General features: G+C 49.9%; 22 protein-coding genes. 10 read left to right on the forward strand and 12 right to left on the reverse strand.

Translation table 11 applies throughout. The annotated features are described in order from the left end of the window. Positions 1–28: 28 nt before the first annotated feature. The 4 genes from ACYVH9_RS14395 to ACYVH9_RS14410 form a co-directional block, all read right to left on the reverse strand. The gene (locus ACYVH9_RS14395) at positions 29–1,921 is read right to left on the reverse strand and encodes a T9SS type A sorting domain-containing protein (RefSeq protein ID WP_460637055.1); all 1,893 of its coding nucleotides are present in this window, start codon (positions 1,919–1,921) and stop codon (positions 29–31) included. Positions 1,922–1,923: 2 nt separating this feature from the next. Further along, a complete protein-coding gene (locus ACYVH9_RS14400; RefSeq protein ID WP_460637056.1) occupies positions 1,924–2,706 on the reverse strand; it encodes a PASTA domain-containing protein in 783 nt (260 codons plus the stop codon). Positions 2,707–2,761: 55 nt separating this feature from the next. Then, entirely contained in the window at positions 2,762–3,367 is a 606-nt protein-coding gene (locus tag ACYVH9_RS14405; RefSeq protein ID WP_460637057.1) for a riboflavin synthase, read from the reverse strand. A gap of 110 nt (positions 3,368–3,477) precedes the next feature. After that, on the reverse strand, positions 3,478–3,849 hold the full coding sequence (locus ACYVH9_RS14410) for a sugar 3,4-ketoisomerase (protein ID WP_460637058.1): 372 nt from the start codon (positions 3,847–3,849) through the stop codon (positions 3,478–3,480). Between the two features lie 232 nt (positions 3,850–4,081). Between ACYVH9_RS14410 and ACYVH9_RS14415 the strand changes: the two genes are divergently transcribed. The 5 genes from ACYVH9_RS14415 to rny all read left to right on the forward strand — a co-directional run bounded on the left by ACYVH9_RS14415 (position 4,082) and on the right by rny (position 9,781). After that, the gene (locus tag ACYVH9_RS14415) at positions 4,082–4,711 is read left to right on the forward strand and encodes a DUF1684 domain-containing protein (protein ID WP_460637059.1); all 630 of its coding nucleotides are present in this window, start codon (positions 4,082–4,084) and stop codon (positions 4,709–4,711) included. 131 nt (positions 4,712–4,842) lie between these two features. Then, positions 4,843–7,290, forward strand: coding sequence for a phenylalanine--tRNA ligase subunit beta (gene pheT, locus ACYVH9_RS14420; RefSeq protein WP_460637060.1), 2,448 nt, complete (start codon positions 4,843–4,845; stop codon positions 7,288–7,290). A 61-nt stretch (positions 7,291–7,351) separates the two neighbouring features. Then, positions 7,352–7,711: a hypothetical protein gene (locus tag ACYVH9_RS14425; protein ID WP_460637061.1), complete on the forward strand. Its 360-nt coding sequence runs from the start codon at positions 7,352–7,354 to the stop codon at positions 7,709–7,711. Positions 7,712–7,776: 65 nt separating this feature from the next. Continuing rightward, positions 7,777–8,070, forward strand: a complete 294-nt coding sequence (locus tag ACYVH9_RS14430; protein WP_460637062.1) for a cell division protein ZapA — start codon at positions 7,777–7,779, stop codon at positions 8,068–8,070. Between the two features lie 139 nt (positions 8,071–8,209). Further along, complete coding sequence (gene rny / locus ACYVH9_RS14435; RefSeq protein ID WP_460637063.1) at positions 8,210–9,781, forward strand: ribonuclease Y; 1,572 nt, start codon at positions 8,210–8,212, stop codon at positions 9,779–9,781. Between the two features lie 156 nt (positions 9,782–9,937). Here rny and ACYVH9_RS14440 read toward each other — a convergent pair whose 3' ends face one another. Next, on the reverse strand, positions 9,938–11,866 hold the full coding sequence (locus ACYVH9_RS14440) for a tetratricopeptide repeat protein (protein ID WP_460637064.1): 1,929 nt from the start codon (positions 11,864–11,866) through the stop codon (positions 9,938–9,940). Positions 11,867–12,202: 336 nt separating this feature from the next. On the opposite strand from ACYVH9_RS14440, the gene ACYVH9_RS14445 reads away from it, so the two are divergent. Beyond that, positions 12,203–12,568 (forward strand): VOC family protein, encoded by a 366-nt coding sequence (locus tag ACYVH9_RS14445; RefSeq protein WP_460637065.1) that lies wholly within the window; start codon positions 12,203–12,205, stop codon positions 12,566–12,568. A gap of 44 nt (positions 12,569–12,612) precedes the next feature. On the opposite strand, the gene lysM is transcribed toward ACYVH9_RS14445, so the two are convergent. After that, positions 12,613–13,086, reverse strand: coding sequence for a peptidoglycan-binding protein LysM (gene lysM / locus ACYVH9_RS14450; protein ID WP_460637066.1), 474 nt, complete (start codon positions 13,084–13,086; stop codon positions 12,613–12,615). Between the two features lie 239 nt (positions 13,087–13,325). Between lysM and ACYVH9_RS14455 the strand changes: the two genes are divergently transcribed. After that, a complete protein-coding gene (locus tag ACYVH9_RS14455; protein ID WP_460637067.1) occupies positions 13,326–14,120 on the forward strand; it encodes an outer membrane beta-barrel protein in 795 nt (264 codons plus the stop codon). 62 nt (positions 14,121–14,182) lie between these two features. Here ACYVH9_RS14455 and ACYVH9_RS14460 read toward each other — a convergent pair whose 3' ends face one another. From ACYVH9_RS14460 to ACYVH9_RS14470, 3 genes are all read right to left on the reverse strand, one after another. Next, positions 14,183–14,518, reverse strand: coding sequence for a winged helix-turn-helix transcriptional regulator (locus tag ACYVH9_RS14460; RefSeq protein WP_460637068.1), 336 nt, complete (start codon positions 14,516–14,518; stop codon positions 14,183–14,185). Positions 14,519–14,650: 132 nt separating this feature from the next. Further along, positions 14,651–15,046 (reverse strand): RidA family protein, encoded by a 396-nt coding sequence (locus ACYVH9_RS14465; RefSeq protein WP_460637069.1) that lies wholly within the window; start codon positions 15,044–15,046, stop codon positions 14,651–14,653. Positions 15,047–15,055: 9 nt separating this feature from the next. Then, a complete protein-coding gene (locus tag ACYVH9_RS14470; RefSeq protein WP_460637070.1) occupies positions 15,056–18,778 on the reverse strand; it encodes a PAS domain S-box protein in 3,723 nt (1,240 codons plus the stop codon). A 218-nt stretch (positions 18,779–18,996) separates the two neighbouring features. Here ACYVH9_RS14470 and ACYVH9_RS14475 point away from each other — a divergent pair, with 218 nt between their 5' ends. The 3 genes from ACYVH9_RS14475 to ACYVH9_RS14485 are packed head-to-tail and all read left to right on the forward strand — an operon-like array spanning position 18,997 to position 20,926. Beyond that, positions 18,997–19,326: a PKD domain-containing protein gene (locus ACYVH9_RS14475; RefSeq protein WP_460637071.1), complete on the forward strand. Its 330-nt coding sequence runs from the start codon at positions 18,997–18,999 to the stop codon at positions 19,324–19,326. A 16-nt stretch (positions 19,327–19,342) separates the two neighbouring features. Beyond that, positions 19,343–20,209, forward strand: coding sequence for a hypothetical protein (locus ACYVH9_RS14480; protein ID WP_460637072.1), 867 nt, complete (start codon positions 19,343–19,345; stop codon positions 20,207–20,209). Between the two features lie 12 nt (positions 20,210–20,221). Further along, positions 20,222–20,926 carry a hypothetical protein gene (locus tag ACYVH9_RS14485; protein ID WP_460637073.1) on the forward strand — a complete coding sequence of 235 codons (705 nt, stop codon included), beginning with the start codon at positions 20,222–20,224 and terminating at the stop codon, positions 20,924–20,926. Here the strand turns inward: ACYVH9_RS14485 and ACYVH9_RS14490 are convergent. The 3 genes from ACYVH9_RS14490 to ACYVH9_RS14500 form a co-directional block, all read right to left on the reverse strand. Then, entirely contained in the window at positions 20,923–21,783 is an 861-nt protein-coding gene (locus ACYVH9_RS14490; protein WP_460637074.1) for a WG repeat-containing protein, read from the reverse strand. The two genes, ACYVH9_RS14485 and ACYVH9_RS14490, sit on opposite strands and share 4 nt — an antisense overlap. Before the next feature lie 213 nt (positions 21,784–21,996). Then, positions 21,997–23,340, reverse strand: coding sequence for a WG repeat-containing protein (locus tag ACYVH9_RS14495; RefSeq protein ID WP_460637075.1), 1,344 nt, complete (start codon positions 23,338–23,340; stop codon positions 21,997–21,999). Positions 23,341–23,509: 169 nt separating this feature from the next. After that, positions 23,510–24,796 (reverse strand): hypothetical protein, encoded by a 1,287-nt coding sequence (locus ACYVH9_RS14500; protein WP_460637076.1) that lies wholly within the window; start codon positions 24,794–24,796, stop codon positions 23,510–23,512. Positions 24,797–24,804 lie beyond the last annotated feature (8 nt).

The raw sequence follows: 24,804 nt of genomic DNA on the forward strand, positions 1-24,804 counted from the left end.
TTGATTTTGGTCTCTGACAAAAGTAGGGTTACTTTCGAATAATCAGTTTTTGGACAACGGTCTTTTTGTCATCCGATAACCGGACCAGGTAGAACCCATTGGCCAACTGCGCAATATCCAGCTGCTTTTGCCCATTTTCTGGTCTAACACGAAGAAGCGCCCGCCCGTTCACATCCAGAATTTCAATTTGCCGAATGGCCGAATTTTGCCAGATCAACACCCCAGGGTTAGGATTTGGAAAAACCAGCAGCTGCGTATCCAGCGACGGTTCTTCGCCAACGCCGGTGATCGGAGCATCAGCTCCTCCACCCATCACTGGCCGGATCATCGGCACCCCACCCGGATCATACGCATCCCAGGACGTGCCCCGTCCTTCAAAAACCTGATCGCCAAAGGGACTGTTTTTATCGAAACCCACGGCCGTAACATTCTCCTCACTCACCTGCGTCCAGCCAACGTAAAAAACATCCGTAACGGCCACCCCGTAATCCAGCGGAACGTTCACAAAACCGTTGCGTGAACTGGCGTAGCTGACCACAGCGGTTTTCTGATACAGCATCCGACCGGGTTTTCCATTATCATCAGCATAGATGTTGAATACAGCCGTTTGACCAGCCAGGCTGGTTCTGACCGGCGCAAAGCAAACCTGAAGGGCCGACACCACATCTTCCTTATTCAGGCGAAAGCGCATGGCCACCCGCCCCTGCCGCTGCGTATTCTGAATAGCCGCTTCGGCGGTTCCGTCATCATAGGCAAAGTAATTGTCCAGCACCGTCAAAGTAGCGATAGTGTCGTTTCGGCGCAGATTCACGCCGGGAATGGTATCGGTGGTTTGGACCGCAAACTGAGTTTGCAGCACGGCCCGTTCGCCCGGAAAACCGGCCGGCAACGGCTGTGGTTTCATGGTTTTGAGCTGCGAACTGAGCGCGGCTATCCCTTCCGACGGCGACTGATATTGTTGTAATACTTGGCCCGTCAGTTGGTTACGAATCAAGGCGCGGTAGGCCGTGAAGTTGAAGTTGTTGAACAGATTGACAATATCGGTCCGGATGGTATCGGCGGTTTCGGCAGCAGGATTCAGCAGGTATTGTTTCAGCGGCATGGCGGTATACCGTTTCAGGAAAGAGGAAACCGGCTGCCGGGTTGCAATATCCCTGATGTACAGATTGGTGGCCGAACGCCCCCGGTCCATGTAAATGTAGTCGAGGTGCCAGCTGTCAAACGCGCCCGACAACCGGCCAAAAGCCTGAAAGCGAAACTGAAAGGCCGAATGGAAAAACCGGGCCTGATTCACAGCGACGAACGATTGCGTAAAATTATTGTTGGCCGTGTCGCCCGTCTGTTGCCAAACCGTCTCCCAAGAACCTGCATTGTTCAAAAACTGGAGTCGCAGCGAGTCTTCGGTATCCGGCAGTTCGCCTAATCCTTTGCGTTGCCAGTAAAAGCTTAGAAAAATACCGTCATTAACCGTCGACCCCGACAGATTGATGGGTTGCGTTGTCAGCGTATCCGTCGGCCCCTTGGCGAGTGGATTGGTAAAGTCGTACGGCGTTCCATCGGCTTTTAACCCGTCGAACGTGGCCACATTCCGGGAAGGATGATTGATGGGCAGCGTATTATTAACGTAAACGTTGCTGGGCAACCACAACGCCGAACTCGGGCGCTCCGTTGCGGTAGCAAAATCATCAAAGAAGGGTAAACTGAGCGCCTGAATCCGCGCCCCGGCCAGCGGGGCTCTCGGTGAAGACGCGGTTTGCGGGGATGCCTCAATCGGCACAATCCGAATCTGGGCCGAAACCGTCGAAACCCACGAAAAAAAGCTAATTAGTAAACAACAAAGCGGTTTGAACCACCCACCCGCAACCCCAGGTTGCGGTCTTTCTCCGACCAATCTGCTGTTGTTTACTAAACAGTGTTTCATTGTTACTGCGTATCATCATTTTCGACCGGGCCAACCACCCAGAGGTCGATCACATCCCCCACGCGGATGGTTGCGCCGGGTTTGGCAGCCGGGTTTTGCCGAACTACCGTGCCAATCTCTTTCTCAGGATCATCTACAGGAAGAATCGTGCCAACCTGTAAGTTAGACCCGCGAATTAACATTTCGGCTTCGTCGCGCGGTTTACCTACAACGTCGGGAACGGCAAACATAGTATTGCCCAGCCCGTCGCCCACCACAATGTCGATTTTCGATCCTTTCGCAATGCGGGTCCCCGGCAAAATCTCCTTGCCTTCGTAGAGTTGCTGCAAAACCGTTCCCTGCGCCAAATCAGGCACGTAGCGCAGTTTTCCCATCAACAGGCCGTTGCTCGACAGGGCGTATTGCGCACTAACGTACGTCTGATCCACCAGTTTGGGCATCGGAATCATGGGCGGTTTGTCGCTCGTAATCGTGATATAAACTTTTCGGCCTTCCTTCACCTTAAAACCGGGTTTGGGATACTGCGAAACTACCGTCAGCGGTTCAGCTCCGGCCACGTACGTACAATCCTGTACCTCATAACGCAGCTCGTGGTCGTTCAGAAAATCCTCCAGCTCGGACGTATTCATCCGGGTCAGATCCGGAACGGTAATGGTCTTGCCGTGGTGGGTCGTAAAGGGCAGGTACAAAAAGAAAAAACCTAAAAACAGGACGGCTACCAATCCCAGAATGATCCCAGTATGAATGATCAGGTCGGATGCCGAACGGGTGCTGATTTTCGCCATGCAATGGAAGTGTTCACGCTTCGTTTAACCACAATAATAGCGGTTTGCCGGGCGGTTATTGATACAAACCCAGCATTTTTTTTATGTATTTCCCCACCACATCGAACTCCAGATTGACCAGATCGCCCACCTTCAGGTCACGAAACGTCGTGTGCTCGTAGGTATAAGGAATGATGGCTACCCGAAACGAATCCGGTGCCGAATTGAAAACGGTTAAACTAACGCCATTGATACAAATGGAGCCTTTCTCAACGGTAATATTAGTGGCCCTCGGATCGTCGGGGGTAGTTCGGTACTGAAAGTCGAACAGCCAGCTGCCGTTCTGGTCGCTGATAGCCGTTACTACGCCTGTCTGATCAACGTGCCCCTGCACAATGTGACCATCAAACCGGCCGTTTGCGGGCATACAGCGTTCCAGGTTGACCCGATCGCCGGGTTTCAACTGGCCCAAGTTCGTTTTCTGCAATGTTTCTGCTACCGCCGTTACGGTGTACGTGTCGCCATTCACCGAGGTTACGGTCAGGCATACGCCATTATGACTCAGGCTCTGGTCCACTTTCAATTCGGGAGCGATGCGGGAAGAAAGGCGGAACGTCAGGTTGGTGCCTTCGGTGGTGAGGTCGGTTACTTCGCCGGTTGCTTCAATAATTCCGGTAAACATACGATTCTAAAAATGGGATTACACTACTGACTACATGAACAGGTTTAGGCCAACAAGAATTCCTTTTACCAAACCGTTGGCGACCAGACCCAACGGTTTATACGTCCTCATCAATTGGCCGGATATGGGGAATAGATGACATCGGCCGGGTCGTAGGGTTCATTGGAAAGCACCAGCAGGAGCGCTCCAGCCGAAAGCTCATCCAAACAATGCCAGTCCTGCGGTTCCAAAATCAGGCATTGCTGGGGCGTATCGAGGGTAAACCATGTTTCGCTCCGGCCATTGTGGGTGTAAATCCGGGTGTTTCCTTTCAGACAGATGATGACATGCCAAGCCTTGTGATGCCGATGACCCAGCCGCAACCGATCCTCCGCTTCCTGGTTGTAAAAAAACCGTCGAATCCGCCCGGGCATGACTTTTTCAATCACTGTGAGATACCCCGAATCCGACGCAAATGTATTCAGTGAGAACAATTGGGCCATAAACTGACTTTATAGGAGAGTCATTTGGTGGCAATTTTCAGAAAAAGTAGCACTCCGTCAGCGGAGTTCATCATCGGTTCAGAAGGCTGATCCACTAAAATGCTTCGGCAAATTACGAATCATTTATGGAAAAAAGTCGCTTCTGTTGCTGGGTGCGCCACGCAGGAGGACGCTTTTTTGCTACGAACTCATTGAATGAATCCGTAATTTCACGGCCTAAAACCATCCTGTTATGCCTCGGAACCGTTTCTTGCTGGTGGGTCTTTTTCTGATTATACTGGCCATTATTTATTATTCTTTTTTTGATTCGGGCAATACCGATTCACCATCGGTCGCCAATCCGGAAACCTACCGCGCAGAAATTGCCCAAAAACGCAAGGACAAAGACGAGCATTTCCGAACCAGTAGTGAATCACCTTTCACGGACAAATCCAAAATAAAATCCCTGATCTACTTTAATCCCGACCCCGACTACCGCGTCATGGCCCGGCTGGAACCGTTCGCGGATAAAAAGAAGCTGGTTGTGCGCCTGACGGACGGCAGCGAGGAAGTGTACGAGAAATACGCCCACGCGGTTTTTACGTTGAAAGACGAAGTTTGCCGGCTACTGGTGCTAAAACACGAGAATACACTGTCGGTGCTGTTCAAAGACAAAACGAGCGGCAAAGAAACGTACGGCGGTGGCCGCTACCTGGATTTCAGCCCCGATGATGCCAAGGAAAACCGGCTGCTGATGGATTTCAACGAAGCTTATAACCCCTACTGTGCCTATAATTACGAATACGCCTGCCCCCTCCCTCCTGCCGAGAACACCCTTCCCATTGAGGTTCGGGCGGGTGAGAAGTACGTTGAGCAGAAATGATGAACGATGAATGACTCAGTATGCGATGACCTAGCCTTCCTCCTAATTTGTCATTCAGCATTAAAATCATTCACATCCGGTTCATCAAGGTTCAGGACTTGCTATCTTTGCAATTCATTTCCAATTGCTGTATGAAGATTTCCTATAAATGGCTCAATCAGCTGATTAGCCTGAGTGAAACCCCGGAACATGTTGGTAAAATCCTGACATCAACGGGCTTAGAAGTTGAAAGTATCGAGAAAATAGAGTCAATTCCGGGTGGTTTGGAAGGTGTGGTCATCGGTGAAGTACTGACCTGCGAAAAGCATCCCGAAGCCGATAAACTGAGTTTAACCACGGTCGATGCAGGGCAGGCCGCTCCGTTGAATATTGTTTGCGGAGCGCCTAATGTGCGGGCTGGTCAGAAAGTAATCGTCGCGCTGGTTGGAGCGACGCTGTACCCCGTCAGTGGCGAGCCGTTTACGATCAAAAAAGCTAAAATCCGGGGCGCGGCTTCCGAAGGAATGATCTGCGCCGAAGACGAAATCGGTCTGGGCACCTCCCACGCGGGCATTCTGGTGCTGGATACTGACTTGCCCAACGGCACCCCCGCCGTCCGCTATTTTGGTCTGGAAGCTGATTACCAGATTGAGATCGGTCTGACACCCAACCGGGCCGATGCGGCTTCGCACCTCGGCGTGGCCCGCGACCTGAAAGCCGTGTTGCAACGGCCCGTAGAATGGCCCTCAGTCGACGGTTTTAAAACTGATAACCAGAATCTATCCATTGAAGTGCGGGTGGAAAGCCCCGAAGGCGCGCCCCGCTACACCGGTTTGACCATGGACGGTTTGCGCGTTGGCGAATCGCCCGACTGGCTGAAGCAACGGCTGCGGGCCATTGGCCTGACTCCAATCAACAACATCGTTGACGTAACCAATTACGTCTGCCACGAGTTAGGACAGCCACTCCATGCCTTCGACGCCGACCACATTATCGGCGCTGGCAACGGCCCAGCTCAGGTGATTGTGAAAACCGTTGCAGAAGGAACGCCCTTTGTAACCCTCGACGGTGTTGAGCGTAAACTGTCGGCCAACGACCTGATGATCTGCAACGCCAGCGAACCGATGTGCATTGCCGGGGTATTTGGTGGGCAAAAATCGGGCGTAACAGCACAGACCACCCGCATTTTTCTGGAGTCGGCGTATTTCAATCCAAGCTGGATTCGACGCACCTCACAACACCACGGTCTGAAAACCGACGCTTCGTTCCGCTTTGAGCGGGGCACCGATCCTAACCTACCCGTATTTGCCCTCAAACGGGCAGCTCTGCTCATTCAGGAAGTAGCGGGCGGTCTGATCAGTTCCAACATTACGGACCTTTACCCGACTCCGGTGGCCGATCGAAACATTGCCATTCGTTACCGCAACGTAGATCGGTTGATTGGGATTACCATCGACCGGGCCGAAATCAACCGAATTCTGGAAAGCCTGGATATTCAGGTAACGAACCCCAGCGAAGACGGTTTTACGGCCATTGTGCCCCCGTACCGGGTCGATGTGGAGCGCGAAGCCGACGTAATTGAAGAAATTCTGCGCATTTATGGCCTGGACAACGTGCCACTTTCGGAGCATTTGTCGGCCGATTTTCTTTCCGAGTTTCTCGAAACCGATCCGGATCAGTTGCAGGAGCGCATCAGTCAGTTGCTGGCTGCCAGCGGTTTTTACGAAACCATGACCAACTCGCTGACCCGTCCGGCCTACCATGAGGCTATCCGGGCCATCTTGCCCCAGGCGGATGTGCAACTGCTGAATCCACTGAGTGAAGACTTGTCCGTCATGCGGCAAACGTTGTTGTTTTCGGGTCTGGAAACGCTGGTGTATAACCTGAACCGGCGGCAGAAAGACCTGAAAATTTTTGAATTCGGGAAAGGGTACAGCCGGGATGGTGAACGGTTTTACGAACGACCGCGCCTGGGAATCTGGATGACAGGACGGACCCAGTCGGAGAGCTGGCTCAACGGCAACCAGCGGTCGGGCAATACCACTTTAAGCTACCATGACCTTGCGGGGATTGTTCAAAAAGTGTTAACTTCGTTCCGGATTAAAGCAACTGACAGCCAGCCCGCTGACCCGGCTATCTTCCAGTATGGCTTGACTTTGTCGGTGAATAAAAAGCCGCTCGTCAGCCTGGGGCTGGTGAAAGCCGGTCTGACCAAACTGGTTGATTTGAAGCAGACACCGGTCTTCTACGCGGACTTCGACTGGCATTTTCTCTTGAAGCTGTACAGCGGCAAGGTGGTGTTTGAAGAAGTAGCACGGTTTCCGGAAGTTCGGCGCGATTTATCGCTCGTGCTGGACACCCAGGTCACGTATGCGCAAATTAGTCGGCTAGCTTACCAAACCGAACGGAAGCTGTTGCGTGATCTGAACGTTTTCGATGTTTACGAGGGTGAAAATCTGGGTAAAGGGAAAAAATCGTATTCGGTCAGTTTCATTTTGCAGGACGCCGGTCAGACGCTCAACGATACCGTCATCGATAAAACGATGAACCGGCTCATGGCCGCGTTTGAACGGGAGTTGGGAGCCGAAATCAGAAAATAGCGTTTCGTTGGTTGTTGGTAGTAATCCGGCGGAGCTTTCAACGAGTTTTTTCAATCCAGTCATGAGCATTACGTCACCCGTTTTTTCGCGAATGGACGCCTTTGAGGAAAAGGCGTTCCGTTTGATCGAGAAGCTCAACCAGAGCCGGGAACGCATCCGGGAGCTGGAACAGGCTCGAAAAGTGCTGGAAAAAGAAAATGTTGATTTGGCTAATACGGTAACAAAACAGCAGAATCAACTGAAACAATTGGAAAAATTGGTGAATAATTCGCCGAAAGAGTTTTCAAAACCAACAAATATTCCTAAGATTGTAAATAACAAACACAATGACGCAGGAACTACTGCCGAATTGAAGCAACAATTGACGGCTTACATCGAAGAACTGGATCGCTGTATTGCCTATTTGAGTGCCTTGTCATAGATACACTTACCAGCCTGTCAGAGACGTTTAAGGCGTTTTTGAAACTGGTTCGACAAGCTGTACGGATGGAAGAGTTATTGTCAATAAATATCCGAATTGCAGGCCGGAATTACCCGATTAGCGTTCTTCCTGAAGAAGAAGAAAATATCCGGGAAGCCGGGCGTCTTGTCAATGAACGTTTTTTAGAAGAGAAGAATAAGAAAAAAAAACGCGATGACGTAGATATTCTGGCGATGATTGCCGTCATGAATACCGTAGGATGGCTGAACGCAAAGAATGAAAAACTGGCACTGCAGGATAAGATAACACAGAGAATAAACCGTTTAGACGAGTTAATTGACTCGACGTTAACTACTTGATGATTAAGTAGAAAAACAAACGAAACGAACCTTTCTTTCCGTACCCATCCACTGCTGACTACGAAAAGTCAGCTTGCTTCATTTCCTGGCACTGTAGTTGTCTGTGCGAATTATATTTTTCACACAAACGTCTACGGACATGAATAAAATTGATTTCTGGGTGATGCTCCTGTCGGATGTCTTTTCGATAGCAGTGGGTATCTACATCGGCAGGAAGCTATTGGGCCGCCTGTTTGCCCAGCGTGAGAAAGATGCCGAAACAAGAGCGGCAGAGATTATCAAAAACGCCGAACTGACGGCTGACAATATCAAGAAAGACCGTATCCTGGAGGCTCGCGAAAAGTACCTGAAACTGAAAGCGGAGTTTGAAGAAGACACTAATCGGAAGAAAAACATTCTGATTACCAACGAAAACAAGCTTAAACAACGCGAGCAACAACTGCACCAGCAAGCCGAGCAAAGTAAGCGGAAGGAAGCCGAACTGGATCAACAACGTCAGCAACTGGCTCACCAGCAGGAATCCCTCGGAAAACGACGGGAAGAAGCCGAGCGGATGCGGCAGCAGCAGGTGGAAGCGCTCGAGAAAATTGCAAACCTTACCGCCGATCAGGCCCGCGAACAGTTGATCGACGCTTTGAAAGCCGAAGCCGATTCACGGGCTTCGTCCTACGTCAAAAGCGTGGTAGAAGAAGCCAAATTAACCGCCACCAAGGAAGCCAAAAAGGTGGTGATCGAAACCATCCAGCGGACGGCGACGGAACACGCTATCGAAAACTGCGTATCCGTTTTCAACATTGAAAGCGACGACATCAAAGGCAAGGTAATTGGCCGCGAGGGCCGGAACATCCGGGCGCTGGAAGCAGCAACCGGCGTCGAAATTATTGTTGATGACACACCGGAAGCGATCATTATTTCGGGATTTGATCCCGTTCGGCGCGAAATCGCCCGGTTGTCATTGCACCGTCTCGTGCAGGACGGCCGGATTCACCCCGCCCGGATTGAGGAAATTGTGGCCAAAACCCGCAAGAATATCGAAGATGAAATTGTGGAAATTGGTGAGCGAACCGTCATTGACCTCGGCATTCACGGTTTACACCCCGAACTGATTAAGATGATTGGCCGGATGCGGTTCCGCTCCAGCTACGGCCAGAATCTGCTGCAACACTCCCGCGAAGTAGCCAAGCTTTGTGCTACGATGGCTGCTGAACTGGGTCTAAATGCTAAATTGGCCAAACGCGCCGGTTTACTGCACGATATTGGTAAAGTCTGGCCGGAAGAAGCCGAATTACCTCACGCAGTCTTGGGGATGGAACTGGCCAAGAAGTACAAAGAACACCCGGAAGTTTGCAACGCAATTGGCGCTCACCATGATGAAATTGAGATGACCAGTCTGATTTCCCCCATCGTTCAGGTTTGTGATGCCGTTTCGGGCTCACGTCCGGGCGCACGTCGGGAAATGATGGAGTCGTACATCAAGCGACTGAAAGAACTCGAAGAACTGGCGATGAATTTCCAGGGGGTTATCAAATGCTATGCCATTCAGGCCGGTCGCGAACTGCGCGTGATGGTAGACGCGGAGAACGTAACCGACGAAAAAGCGAATACGCTTTCGTTCGATATTTCGCAGAAAATTGAGAAAGAAATGCAGTATCCCGGCCAGATCAAAATAACGGTTATCCGGGAAATGCGCTCGGTGGCTTACGCAAAGTAAACCTGTTTCGATAACAGAAAACCCGTACTGGACACAGCCAGTACGGGTTTTCTGTTTATCCTGCTCAGGATTTGAAACCGCAACGGCGGCTCGTTCCTGGTCTAAAATTCACTGGCCTTCTTTGACGGCAGTGCGTCATCAACCGGAAAACCGTCTTTACCGTACCGGAAAACGCGGTAGTGTTGGAACAGCCGATGGCGTGGGTGCCCCCGGTAAAACCGCTTCGTGCTTCAGACTATCGGGCAAAATCTTCACATCCAACCCCAATTGGTTCTTCAAGCCCTGCCAGTTGTTCCGACCATCCTGATACGCCGGATTCACCATCATCGACATGTTATAAAAGTAGGAGGCCAGGTGATACCGCTGCTCATTCTGATAAATAACGCCCAGGTTATTGTAAGCCGGAGCATAATTTGAGGAAGCCCGAATAGCCTGTTTGTAATAATAAACCGCCGAATCCCGGTTCGGAATTAGCTTTTGGTAAGAATACGCAATGGAGAAAAAAGCTTCTCCAAAGCCCGGATAGATTTCTGTCGACTTCTGCAAATGGCCGATTGCTTTGTTAAAATACACCCGCTTGAGCTTGGGGTCTTTTTCTTCTGCACATTTGTTGATCCACTCGTTGGCAACGTGCCGGTTTACCTGACAGCTGTTGGAGGCATAATCCAGCCCACTATTGAACAGTGTAAAATTGTCCTTCCAGTCTTCATTTCGATTTATCGTTCGAAAACTGAATAAGCTCCCAACAACCAGGCAAAAACCGATCAAAATGCCATACCGTCTCAACACCGGCAAATCATCGGATAAATTCAACCGTTTAGAAATAACCAGATCAAGACCGGCAATAACGGCTATGACAAAGCCCAGAATGGGTGCGTACAAAAACCGTTCGGCCAGGATACCGCCCCGGAATAGCACAAAACCCAGGCCCGGCGTCATCGTAATAAACATCCACGACAGTCCAAAGCCCCAAAGCGAGCGTTTCCAGAAACCTTTCCAGGCCAGCCAGCCCAAGCCGCCAAAAGAAAACAGCCCCAGCAACGTTTCCCAATCGCTTAGTTTACCCGACGGAATGACGTTATAGGAATAATCGTACGACAGGTGCAGCGGAAAAACCAACAGCCGCAAATACTGGGCAAAGAATTTGAAGGTCGTCAGAAATTTAGTATTCTCCAGCGCATACGGGTAGTTCGCCCAATCAACCGGCGGATTCCCACTCAGGGTACCAATCATGGCTTTCTTCTGCCAGAAAAACAAAGCTGTGACCAGTAGATACGGCCAAATACTGAGGAGTGATTGCCAGAAGTTCCGTTTGGCGAAGGTGTACTGCATGATCACGATCAGCCCCAGCCCCACCAGCGACGATTCCTTGGAGAGGTAGGTCAAATACATCCAGAAGGCCGAAAAGACGATCCAGCCCTTTTCCTGGGTTTCCAGGTACTTCCAGTAGGTCAGCATCACCAGCGTAATGAACAGAAAGCTCAGCATTTCGTCCCGGCTTTTGATGTTGGCCACTACCTCCGTATGCAACGGATGAGCCATGAACAGCAGGGCGATCAACGTCGTCAAAACCGTGCGTCCGGGCATCCATTTCTGCAACAGTACAACCAGAAAAAAACCGGTAAAGCCGTAAATAATTCCGTTGATAATGTGACTGATGTGCGGATCGCCATTGAAATATTCTTTTTCCAGCGCAAAAGTGATAAGCGCCAGCGGGCGGTAATAGCCGAGCGAAATATTGCTAAAATGCCAGAATTCTGTTTTCAGCAGATCAGGAATGCCTTCAATGCCTTTCTGCACAAACAGGTTCTGGGTAATGGCGGCAATATCGTCGAGTGCCAGTCCATGATTGAATGTATTTGCATAGAGCGCGAAGCCAACCACAGCGGCTAGCAAGGCCCAAAGCCACTGAACGGGCCGGATTTCCAGCGGTTCGGCGGGCGTCTGGGAAAAAATCGGATTCTCAGTTGGCGTAGACGGACGGCTGGTTGCTGCGGCAGGGCGCGGTGCCGGTTTGGTTCCTCTGTTTGCGGCAGGCCGGATAAGTGGTTTTTGGCCCGATGAGGATGGGTTTTTCTTAGACATACAAAACGGTCAGGTCTATTTTGTAATCAACTTACGTTTGTTTTGTAAAACAACCTTTCACCTGAAAACACTGGTGTAAAGTTGGCAAGATTCGACAAAAAATCAATGCATGGAAAGTAAATCATCGAGCTAAACGATGATTTACCAGAACGCTACAAATACCTTGCCGAGTCGGGCCACAAAGGCCGAGCAACCTAAGTTTGATACCGCAAAGGACTGATTTCAGAGGAGATATAAACCGGAAAAGAAAATCTGTACGTGGGGTACAATGTTTTTTCTTATTTTACCATTTCATTTCCTTCCAGCTTCCGTTGGTTTGGTAAAAATGCTTTTTCTATGGCATCCGCTTTTCTGGGCCTACGAACTGTTATCTACGCGGCACCTGATTTACTTTATGCAAAAACCTGGTACTCAAAAATATTGGGTGTAAAACCGTACGTTGACGAGCCCTTTTATGTCGGATTTTCCGTGGGTGGTTACGAATTAGGGCTGGATCCGGCGGTTAAACCGATGGATGGCAGCACCATTACGTACTGGGGCGTCGCTAACATTGAAAAAGCCTGGGAGCATCTGATGAGTCACGGTGCCAGCGTGCACTCCGGTATTGAAGAAGTAGGTGAAGATGTGAAGGTGGCTAGTGTAAAAGACCCCTTCGGTAACATCCTGGGCATTACCGAAAACCCGCATTTTAAGGGGGAATAAAAAAAGCACCACCGGCTGGTGGCGCTTCTTCCGTCATTCTGTTGCTATAATTTAGGAATCCGCAAAACCTGGCCGGGATAGATCAAGTCGGGGCTCTTTAGCATCGGTTTGTTGGCTTCGAAAATAATACCGTATTTCATCGGGTCACCGTAAAACTTTTTGGAGATAGCCGACAGCGTATCGCCCGATTCAACCGTGTGAAACTGACCTTCTGGCTCAGGAGTTTCAACAACCAGTCGGTTATCGACTTGGTGAACGCCCTCCACATTACCAACCGCCAGTGCCAGTTTTTCGGCATCTTCCTGCTTGGCAACCACACCTTCCAGCACAACGGTATCACCGGCTGTTTTGACCGTTAACTTCTTGTAAGAAAGTCCGAGTTGCTTAACGTGGTTGAGTAACGCACTGGCTTTTAACGGCTCAACTTCAGCCGCTTTGGCAGGTTCGGCAGCCGGTGCTTCGTGTTCCTTACCGAAAACTTTCTCACCTACGCCTTTAAAAAAACTAAGCAGTCCCATGTGAATTTGTGTTTTGAGTATAATTATTAGGGTTGAATACAACAACTGAAAAGCCCCCGGAAGTGTTTACAAGGATAAGCCCAGCTTACTTTCAGTCTTTTCTTTAGACGTAGAAAGGGACATTTAGTAATCCGTGGCCGCTAAAATATTTAATCCGCTATTATTTTATGCCTTGCTGGAGTTTTCCGTTCTTGCGCCCAATCGGTTACCAAACCAAAATCAATAAATCATTCATTACAATGAAAATTTGCTGGGTTCTATGGGCTGCGTTTCTACTTGCCCTAAACGTGCAGGGACAAAGTCCAATCGAAATTGGAATCAGAGGAGGAGGCACTTTTTCACACGGGTATACAGTCATTCCGGCTCAAACGCTCGCTCCCCGATTGGAAATGCCCCGGATTCGGAACGCTAATAACGGCATTGGAACCGGTTATCTGGGCGGAATATGGGTTCGGAAAAACTTTGAACGTTTCTTTTTACAGGCAGAGCTCAGTTACTCGTCACTTGTCCTGAAACAGAAAGCTTTCATCGAGCGCATCGATATTCTGGCCGCATCCGAATTTGGCGTCAACCTCCCCGCACTGTTTCCTCCGGGAATGTTATACGCTCAATTGAACACGACGGCCGAACCCAGCCTGAATTCTATTTACGTTCCCCTTTTCATCGGAAAACGGGACCGGGCGAATAAATGGCGGGTTTACGGCGGGCCAACCCTTTTCTTTACGCACAAAGCGGAAGCGGTACGCACGGCTTCCGGACGAGTGGAAGCCAATCCCATGATCGGCTTTCCGGCTTACACGGTTAATAACATCACGGATCAGGTTGACCTAACCGAGCCGGAACAGGCAGGTTTGCTCCGCGTCAGAAATTTCAACTTCGGCGTTGAAGTTGGAGCAGGCATTACGCTGTTGAAACGGGTTGAAGTTGATCTCCGCTACGGTTTGCCCGTTGGAGGAGTCTTTAATGACCGTGGCATCACCGGTTTCATTGGTTATGCCACGCTGGCGGTTGGCTATACTTTATTTCATCACTGATCTGTGGGCATCCAGCCAGGCCGTCATGCTGGCTCCTGGTCATGCAACCTGGCTGGAAATGATCACATAAATGCTTGGCCGACTTCTCTGAGGAGGTCAATAACCGGCAAAACCGTACGCCCTTTTTCATTGAGTCGGTACTCTACCCGGGGAGGAACTTCGCCGTAAGACTGCTTGTCCACCATGCCCAATTCAACGAGTTGTTTTAATTCGTGAACCAGAACTTTTTCGCTGATGCCCGGCACCAATCGCTTGATTTCGCCATAGCGCAGTGTCCTTTCACGTAATAAATGGATGATGACCAATCGCCATTTTCCACAGATTACTTCTACTGCTTTTTTAATAACCAGTTCGGTCGCAATTACTTGTTCGTTTGAGTTTTCTAATTCCGGAGTCATTCGTTACGGATACTTACCATTTAGTGCGTAACGCACTGATTAGTAGGTTATTGAGATTGTTTCGAACAAAAATACATCATTAAGTAGTAAGTGATACTTCTTCGCTAAAATTGTTCCTTATTTGGAATAAAGTTACATAAATGGGCCTACGACCGCTGTAACTTCGATTTCAACCAGTAAATCAGGATCAATCAGAGCGCGAACTTCCACCATGGATGCTGCCGGTCGGATGTCTTTAAAGAACTCTCCGTGTGCCCGCCCTACGGCTTCCCACTGCGCGATATCGGTAACGTACATCCTTGTACGCACCACATCATTCATCGATCCACCAGCCTGCTCGAGAATGGTGGCAATTTTTTGTAGAATGAACCGGGTTTGCTCATAAATGTTTCCTTTTGCAACCACTTGGTCCCCGTTCATGGCCGTTGTTCCGGCAATTTCAATTAGATTTCCAACGCGCACGGCACGACTGTAGCCTACCTGCGGTTCCCAGGGAGAACCGCTCGAAATAAGTTGACGAGTTGACATAAACAAAATCTACCGAGCTTTCTCAGCCCCTATCTTTTCCAGAGTTACTTTATAATCAGCAATAAACAGTTTAAATTCCTTATCCAGAATATGCAAGTCATCCGCCAGCGAACTGGTGTCGCTCACCTTTAGCTTGGCTTCAGCTTCGCGAGAAATTTGCGCAATCCGGGCCACGCCAATGGTTCCGGCACTTCCCTTGAGTGTGTGCAAATGACTTTTAACGGTTGGAATATCGCCTACGGCAAAAGCATCCATCGACTCCTGAACGAGGGTAGTGGCTTCGATTTCAAAATCCTCGTAAATCGACGTTACCAAATCCCAACCACCGACCTGTTCCAGTTGACCAATGATCTCCGCGTCAATCATGGGCGCTTCCAGCTCCCGTAAGGTCTCCAATTGCCGGGAACGCATTTCGGCCGCTTCCCGAAACGCCGTTCGGGCATCGACCGTTTCTTTTACTTTGGCAATAAGGCTTTGCGCCCGGATGGGTTTGGCAATGTAATCATCAAGTCCCTGACTCAGAAACCGATCCCGGTCTTCACGCATCGAATAGGCCGTCATGGCAATGACCGGTGGCAGCTTTGTTCCAAACAGGTCTCGCAGCCGCCGAGTCGTTTCAACGCCGTCCATGTCGGGCATCTGAATATCCATGAAGATCAGTTCATACGGTTTAGCCTTGTCGGCCATAGCGCCCGTTACTTTATCGAGGGCTTCCTGACCACTCGATGCTGTATCGACCCGGCAACCCGATTTGCGCAGAATTTCGGTAGCAACTTTCCGGTTTACGGCATTGTCGTCCACCAGCAGCAAATACGGCTGGTAATCCTTGAACACGTCCTGCAGTGACACCTCGACCTGATCGGCTTTCTGCGCCGTTGGGCTGATCAGCGTTTCTTTCAATTCAATGGTAAACCAGAAGGTGCTTCCCTCGCCGGCAACCGATTCAACTCCGATTGATCCTTTCATTAAAGCCGCCAGCTCCTTCGAAATAGCCAGGCCAAGGCCCGTACCGCCGAATGATTTGCGCGACGACATTTCCACCTGGCTGAACGAGTTAAACAACAGGCCCAAATCATCTTTGGCAATACCGATTCCCGAATCTTTTACTTCGACTTTGATGCGATTGAATTTACCTTTTTTAGTAACCAGCGATGCTTTCACGGTTACCGCCCCGTTTTCCGTAAACTTAATTGCGTTGGAGGTCAGGTTGGACAGGATCTGTAGCAACCGCGTCTGGTCGGCAATGACGTACTTCGGCAAATCATCAGCCAGGTGATACGTCAGCCTGTTTCCTTTTACGTTGGCCTGCTGCCCAAAAAGCGACACCAGCTTTTCAAATACTTCCTGGAACCGAATGGGAGCTTCGTGCAGCACCATTTTCCCCGCTTCAATTTTTGACAGGTCAAGAATGTCGTTCAGGATATTGAGCAGCGTTTCCGACGATTTTTTGATGGTCTGGACGTAATCCTTTTGATCCTGATTCAGCGGGGTGTCATTCAGCAGGTCAATCATACCAATCACGCCATTCATGGGTGTACGGATTTCGTGGCTCATGTTGGCCAGAAACCGTTCTTTCACCTTCAGCGACCGCTCGGCTTCATCTTTAGCCTTCATCAGCTCCTGCGCATTTCGCTTCAGCTCCGTAATGTCGCGCGCCAGCGCTGCCACCTCATCAACCCGTCCGTTTTTATCGTTCAACGTCAACATGTTGAGCATAATCTGACGCACGGTTCCGTCTTTGCGGTGAAGGGTAGCCTCAAAATTACGCAAACTCTTGTTGCGGATCAGACGCATCAATGCCCGGTGAATATCCTGCTTGTCCACAAAATTGGTGATCGGCTGGCCAATCACCTCTTCAGGCGTGTACCCCGTCCGTTTCAGCACCGATGGGCTGATCATGGTGACCCGACCCTCACGATCGACCCGGCAATAAATATCCTGTAGATTGACGAAAATACCCCGGAATTTTTCTTCACTTCCGCGCAGCTCCAGTTCTGTGCGCTTCCGAACCGTGATATCGCGGGCAATCCCGGATACCTCTTCGATAATGCCCCCCGAAAGCAGAATGGGGTTCAGATGCACCTCCAGCCAAGCTTCGCCTTTTTTGGTTTGGAAATGCAGTTCTACGGTTTGCGGCAGCCCCCGAAAGGCCAGCCGGTATTTTTCTTCCAGCAACTTACGGTTTTCGGCCCCGATGATCCGCCAGCCTAACTTTTCGGTGGTGATGTTGAGTTGCGGTACTTCTCCCAACTGATTTTCGATCAGCCGGGTGTAATTTCGGTTGAACGAGGTCAACTGGAAGCTCTTATTGACCGACCAGATCAGGTGAGAGCTGCTGTCGAAAATGGCGTTCAGGCGGGCAGTTTGTTTATTAATGGCCCCTTCGTCCTGTTTTCGGGCGATGGCCAGCGCCACCTGTCCCGAAATAAATTCCAGCAATTCCAGGTCACGAATATTGTAGGCATCCGCTTTATCGTACGCTTTCACGCCAATAATGCCCGTAATCCGATCCCCGATCCGGAGCGGCACACACAGCATCGCTTTGGGAATTTTGCCGTAGAGATAAAGGTTTTGCGTATCCGCCAGTTGCTGAATATCCTGCTCATAGAGAAACAGCGGCCGATTGGCCCGAATCGCGTATTCGGTCAATCCGTTGCCCAGTTTCCGCTTCGTAAACCGCATTCCCGTGAAATACTCATCGATGTAATACGGAAAATACATGAAGCTCTTACTCTGGTCGTATAGCGCAATGAAGAAGTTGCGGGCATCGATGATATTGCTCAGTTCCTCGTGGATGTTCTGGTATAACTCGTCCAGATCCGTAGCATTCAGTGTCCAGTTGGCAATGCTGTAATAGAGCTTCTGCGCTTTTTCCGCCCGAATGCGGCTGGTGATGTTGTGCAGAATACACCGGTAAACCGTTGGTTTTCCCTGATCGTACCGGCAGTTGACACTTCCCGACACAAAAACAGTTTTGCCTCTTTTACTTTGAAAAACCGTCTCGAAATACGGAAATTTTTCGCCATCCCGGACGCGCTGCAACCGCATAAGCGTACTATCTGCGTAATCGGGGTGCAGCACATCCTTCAACGTCAGGGACGCAATTTCGTCGGAACTGTACTCCAGGACTTCGCGCCAGGCCCGGTTCACAAAAATGAATTTGCCATCGAGCGTCACCAGTTGAATCAGGTCACTGGTGTTGTCCACCAAATCCTGCAATTGGGAGTTGGAATACGATAACGCTGATGCAACCCGCTTTTTATTTGTAATATCTTCGCCAATGATGGTATACGAAGCAACGGCTGAGTTATCGGCAACAGTATTGATAATAAACGAGTTCAAATGAACATTCCGCACCGCGCCACTTTTAGCCAGCAGATTGACCTCTTTTTGTTCAATCACACCGCCCCGCGCAATTGCCTCGTTAAAATCCCGCTGCATTTGTACCCGCTCTGAAGCAGGAATAAAAACTTCAAAGAAGTTTTTCCCAATCACATCAGTGGGTTGCCAGGCCGTAATCCGCAGGGTATACTGGTTACAAAAAGTAACCGTCCCATCTTCTTCAAGCGTCAATCCGATGAGATTCAGTTGATCAACCGTTTTGCTGACATCAAAAGCCGACGCATGGGGTGGTTGTGTATTTCCATCCAGTGAGTTACGGATACCGACTTCCTTGCTCAGCCGCCGAATTTCGGCAACCAGTTCATCTTTTGTTTTTGCAGACCAGGACATTCTCTATACGTGTGGGGTTGAACGTAGCCGCATTTTCTGCTACGTTTTGGGTTCTTACAAATGTGCCAACACCTTGCCGGATGTGGCATCAATGTTGGATAAATTTACAAAAAAATAGTGGCAATGTGATAACTGTTTGGTTGCTTAACGGAATGGCATTAATTTGGAAGTACCTTTGCCGTACATTAGTAGTTTCGTGTGCTTACCGAAAATAGAAGATGAAAGTTTTTATCGCGCTGATTCTGACTGGTCTGTGCTGTGCTTCGTGCGAACCTTTTGATCTTGATCAGAAAAGTTTTCCGATCTGTGAAAAACCCGAAGGTCGCATCGGTTTTACAGCCGCTAAACTCGAAGTGACTTTTTTTCTGGAAAACCAGAAAGGCGATATTGGGGCCGTTGGCTGGGAGCTGGGCGACGGGCGAACCCGCTCCGGCACGCAGTTTACGGTATTCTACGACAAACCGGGCACCTACAACGTTAATATGGTTCTGGCCAACCAATGTGACGATAAATTCACGGCTTCACAATTAGTTACCGTCACCAATTAATTAGTTCTTTTCCGCTATGCACCAGTCGTCTGCGTTTTTTTGGTTGAAACGGTTTGCCTTTCTTTTACTCCTGCTGTACACCTTGCCCGCATCCAGCCAGGTGGCTGTCACCAATATTCGCCTTCAGGTTATTGACGAATCGGCCCTTGAAATTCTCTATGATCTGGCGGGCAATCAACCTTCCGACTCCGTTTACATCCGAATCCGCAGCCAGACCAACGGAATTTTGAGTCCGGCGGCTCAATACATTTCCGGTGAATGGGGTCAGGATGTACAGCCCGGTTCTAATCGGCGTATCGTCTGGCGAGCGCTTGAGAACGGTTTTGAACTGGATGAAAACATTCGGGCCAGCATCCTCGTCAAAATTGCCCAAAAAGCGACGCTGCCTTCCCCCTCCCAAACGGCCGTTCCCCCCACGCAGTCAACAACTCCCGCAGCGGATCTTCCCACCAAATCCAAATACCGTCCGGGCGGACCGGAATTTGCCCTGTTATCGGTGGTCGCTCCCGGGGTTGGCAACATTTTCGTGCAATCGCCCAGACCCGTTGTTGGCCACCGGCTTGGGGTTACAGCTGCGTGTTATGGCCTGATGTTTTATGGATTGGTAGAACGCAAAAAATCGCGGGACGAGTACGCTCTTTACGAACAGCAACGCAACCGAACAGCTGCGCAACCTTTTTATGATCGCGCCAATGCACACCACCACCGGTATTACCTGGCAACCCGCCTGGCCGGAGCCGTCTGGATTACGGACATTGTTGCAACGTTCATCAAGGGAGCCCGTAACCAGCGGCAACGGCAAAAAGCGAACGAACCTAAGGTAAGCCTTTTACCGGGATCGCAGTTTGGTCACCCCGTAGCGGTTTTCCAGTATACTTTTTAACGATTAACCATGATGCGTTTCCTTCTCTTTCTGGGAATACTGCTCAGCTTCGTCAGCGAATGCCGGGCGCAGGCAGGAACCTATTCGGCTTCCAGCCCGTGGGTTTATGTCAAAATCAAAGCCAATGCCAAAACCCCAACCGCCGACCGTTCATTCACGGATGATTTTACGAACAATCATAATCGGTGGCGCATCGGACAGCGTGGCGCTTATTCGTTCGATCTGTACCAAAACGCATACCGCATCCGCAAACAAACCAGCAATACCAAATCGCAGGCTTTCAGCTCCATACCACTCCCGACGGGCATCAATCTGAATAAAGTCGATACATTTACGGTTCAAGTAGATGTTGCAGGCCCTAGCGGTATTATTCCGGATGCGGGCCTGTTGCTGGGTGTGAAGGATTCCTTAAATTATTGTCACTTTCGGATCAACAATAAAAACCAGGCGTCCGTTAAATACGTGATTAACGGATTGAGTTACACCATTTATATGCGGGGAGATTATGTTCCGGCGGGCATTCCGCTTTCGGTCACCCGAAATACACTTACGGTACGAAAAAAAGGGGAACAAATTCACTTTTACCTCAATGGCCGGGAAATTCCGACGAGTCCTTATCAGTTTCGGCAGTACCAGGGCAATGGAATCGGTTTTGTTTCCACAACCGACGGCACGCTGTTTCAAAACCTTCGCGTCAGTACCAGTGCGGCCAACTAATCTTCTACCTCGCGGATGCGGGCACCATCGCGGTCGATGCTAATTTGCTGACCGTCCAGAATCACAATGGCTTTGCCACTTTGGAACGGCGTAACATCGTCATAGAGCGGTTCAATTTGCCACTGATTTTTCTGATCGATGTAACCCCACTTGTTGCCCTTCCGGGCAGCCCGTAAGCCAAAATCTCCAACGTGCTCATCTACCGTATCGTATGAATTGGTTTCAACTGCTGCTTCCGGCGACGAGTTAGCGGGGCTTTGGGGAGCACTTACCGGCACCAGAATCTGATTCGGTGCATTGATCACAGGAGCGACCGGTGCTGACCCCAACGCCGTTTTGCGGGTAGTTTGTTTAGTAGCGGCTCCATCAGTAACCTCTCCAACGGGTAATACTGGTTCTTTTGCCGGAAACTCCTGCTCCGTCGTATCAAGTCGGCTGCCTTCGTCATCAATTGCCGACAGTTTTCCTTTCCAGAGCCACAGCAAAATACTGACAAAGAGAATAACAAACGCAATGAGTACTTTATTGGATTGACTAAACGGGATCGCGATGGGGTGCGTAGCTACATCCGTTGTTACCGGCAATACCAGCGGTTCAGGTTCTGGTACCCATTTTTTGGCTTCTTTTTGCCGCCAGTCGGTCGAAATCAGTTGTTCTCGTAAAGACCCTCCCTGGGGTGTCTGGAGTGCTTCGTAGTTATGCGCCAGCAAATACCCCATTATTTCCTGCGTTAGGGTCGTTTCATCAGATGGGATAGAAACAAATAACCGCTGGATCACGTCGGCTGGGACGTGTCGATCATAATTGCCAAAGACTTCCTGTATGTTGTGACGAATGGTATCAATCATCTCTTGCATCTTTAATCTAACGCGGAACCATTCATTTAGACGCACAAAAGTTACAAAAAGTCAAAGTCTCTTCATAATTTTTTATGCAAACGGCAGGCCGCGTTCCTGTACATAACGTTGCTGCGTCCCGTGTGTTCAGGAATCGCACGCGTTGGGGCTCTCTCAAGCGTATTTGTAAACGGCAACTCCCCAACCCTATCCCTTTATCTCTCTCACAATAAACTAATTACGTTCCCGGACTCGATTCCCATACCGGTCAATAAAAATTTGAATTCCGTCTAATTCAACACTGGCCATTCCGTTGTTGAAAGGAGTCGCCAGATCAAACTGCGGTTCGATCACCCATGTATTGCTTTCGTTGATGTAGCCCCAAAGGTTTCCTTTCTGAGCCGGTCGCAAACCAAACTCTCCCACATTCTCATCTACCTGATCAAAATCAGCAACGCTTTTCTCCAATTCTTCGGGTAGTGGCTCCGAGTTTGCCACACCATTAGCTTGATCGTCAAACGTTTCCGGATCCATTCTTTGCTGTACCCGCTGGCCAGCTGCTGATGCGAGCGGCATTGATGCCTTCCGGGATGGCTGCAATGACGCACTGGCCTGGCTTCTGGTGCGTTTACGGACCGGTTCGTTATCTCCTCCACGTGTAATTCGTAACACAACCCAGATCAAAATCAGTGCCGATAAAATCGCCAGACCAATTAAAGCCGCATCAGATAGACCACTTTTTTTAGTATTTCCCGAGGGTTTTACCTGCGGAGCCTGAAAAGCACGGTTACTTTCCGTTGACGACCATGCCATGGCAGGAGGCAGATTCGGCGGAGATGCGGTACTGGACGCTGGCGGGTAACCCGCTGATGAGGCTGCGTATTCGGTTGAACGGGGTTGTTCTTTTTCCCACCAGCTCAAATGGCGCCAGTCGGTTGAGATTAACTTTTCTTTGAGTGTCGCTCCGCGAGGAGGATGAACCGACGCGTAATAATGTTCTGACAAATACCGGCGGATTTCTTCTGCTAGTGATTCCTCGTCATAATCAACGGCTTTAAAAAGAAATTTCAGACTTTGCGCCTGAATGTGTTTGTCGTAATCGTCGAGAATGCTCTTGATTTTTGTACGAACCGACTCCACTTTATCTGCAGGTGCTACCGACGCGGAGCTAACCGGTTGGACCGGCTGACCCGCAGGCTTTTCCGGCTCGGCAGCCTTCCCTCCCCCCTCAACAGCAGGCAGTGCTTCCAGAATAGCCGGAATCCATTGTTCAGTCACAAAAGGTCGGGATAATTGAACCCGGTCCGCTTCGGTTGCAATCTGATTGATATCAGCCTCCGTTAATTTCTTCTGACGCTGTAGGGCAAGGGTAACAATTTTTTTTTTCAGATCCAGAATTTTGCCGAAATCACGGTTTACCTGCCGACTGATATCATTGACCAGGCGCGTGAAGTCGTTGATGCCAAGCTCGCTGGCTTCGGCAACCAATCCTTTCTGGCGCCATTGCCAATCGGCTAATTCTCCTTCGTGTAGAACAACTTCGTTTTTGATACGATCCCGTAATTCGTCCAGTGTCATGATACCAGTAAATACTAATTCGAATGTATCGAAGACCGGTAATTATGCGATCAACTATCAATAGTTATTTTTCATTGAATTGATACGAACATTCAAGCCGGTTTGTTTTTAAGCAGCCATTCCTTTCTTATACAACGGTTCGGTGGAAAGGGCCTAGCTGCTTAAAGTACTAAATAAATCTGATTTTTGCTTTCTCCGCAATTTTCCATTTGTCGCCCTGCAACGTAAGCTGTCCAGCCTGCTCGGTTCGTATCCGGCTGTTTGCATTCGGCTGAGTCAGGTATTCACAGGCGTCGTTGAGGTACGAATACGGGTCACTCAAGGCCAACCGCTGGGCGTCGGCATTGTCAGAAACCTGGTAGGTAGCCTGCGTATCGTTTTGAAGAACAATATCAAAAACCGTATCCCGTTCGGGTTTCACCAACAAACCCCGTGCGCTAAAACCGTCGCCTAAATCGGCCGTGCGAGCGTAAAAAGCCGTCGGTCTGGGCGGTTCAATGGTCGGTGTTCGGTAGCGGTTTATCGGTCGGCCCTCCTCCGGCTCTGCCGATGCTTCCTGTTCCACGGTGGTGGGTGTCACCACTTCCAGCGGTACTTTTGCTGCGGGAGCAGCAGCCGCCGGTTTTTCAACGGGCCGGTTTTGCTCCAGCTGCCGAACGGTTCTTTCCAGGGCATCAAGTTTGGCGGTTAATTGAAAATTCTCGTTGGGCTGATTTTTACGCACCTCCAGCTTACTGATCCGATCAGCCAGCTTGGCCAGTTGTGAATCAAACTGCACATCCCGCGCCGACTGCTGCGGCTTCTGTCCTTTAACAACAACGTAGGCTAAAAAAGCGACCGCAACAAGACTCAGTACAGCTAAGAAAAGGGCAATACCATCCATAGAATTCCAATTTGATTGAGTGGGTGTAGTTGATGTAGTTGAAGAAACAGCCGACGCAGCGGGTTCCTCTGTGGGCGTCGCCATCTCCGCAGCTGTGGGTGTAACGGGGGCTGGCGCAGGTCCGGCGGCCAAACCGTTATTAACGATCTGATCCAGCGTTGCCACAAAAGCTGCATAATTTGGTAATTTCTGACGATCGGCCTTGTTTCCCGAAGCGATTTTCAGGATTAAATTGTCCTTCACGTACAGCAAAGCCCGCCGGGGCTGATTTTCCTGGGCAATATTCTGGGCGGCTCTTCTTTTGGCGTCATCCACCAGCTTATCCGCCCCCACCAGATCGTTTTGGCGGATAAACGCCTTCAGACTATCGTAGGAGTCACAATTGCATTGCGTTGTTTGAACATTCGGGAACGTTTGCTTATCCGTGGCCAGAAACTCAACCGTCGTTTTTATCATCTGAAAAGCAGATCGATTCAACTCCCGAATTTCTGTATCAGTTTGGGAAAAAACCGTCTGGTGCAGCAGCAGCAGCATGGTCAGCAACAAGACCCAGCGGGGCGTTTGACGAATCATTCGTTGAG

This window comes from Larkinella harenae, from assembly GCF_054780515.1.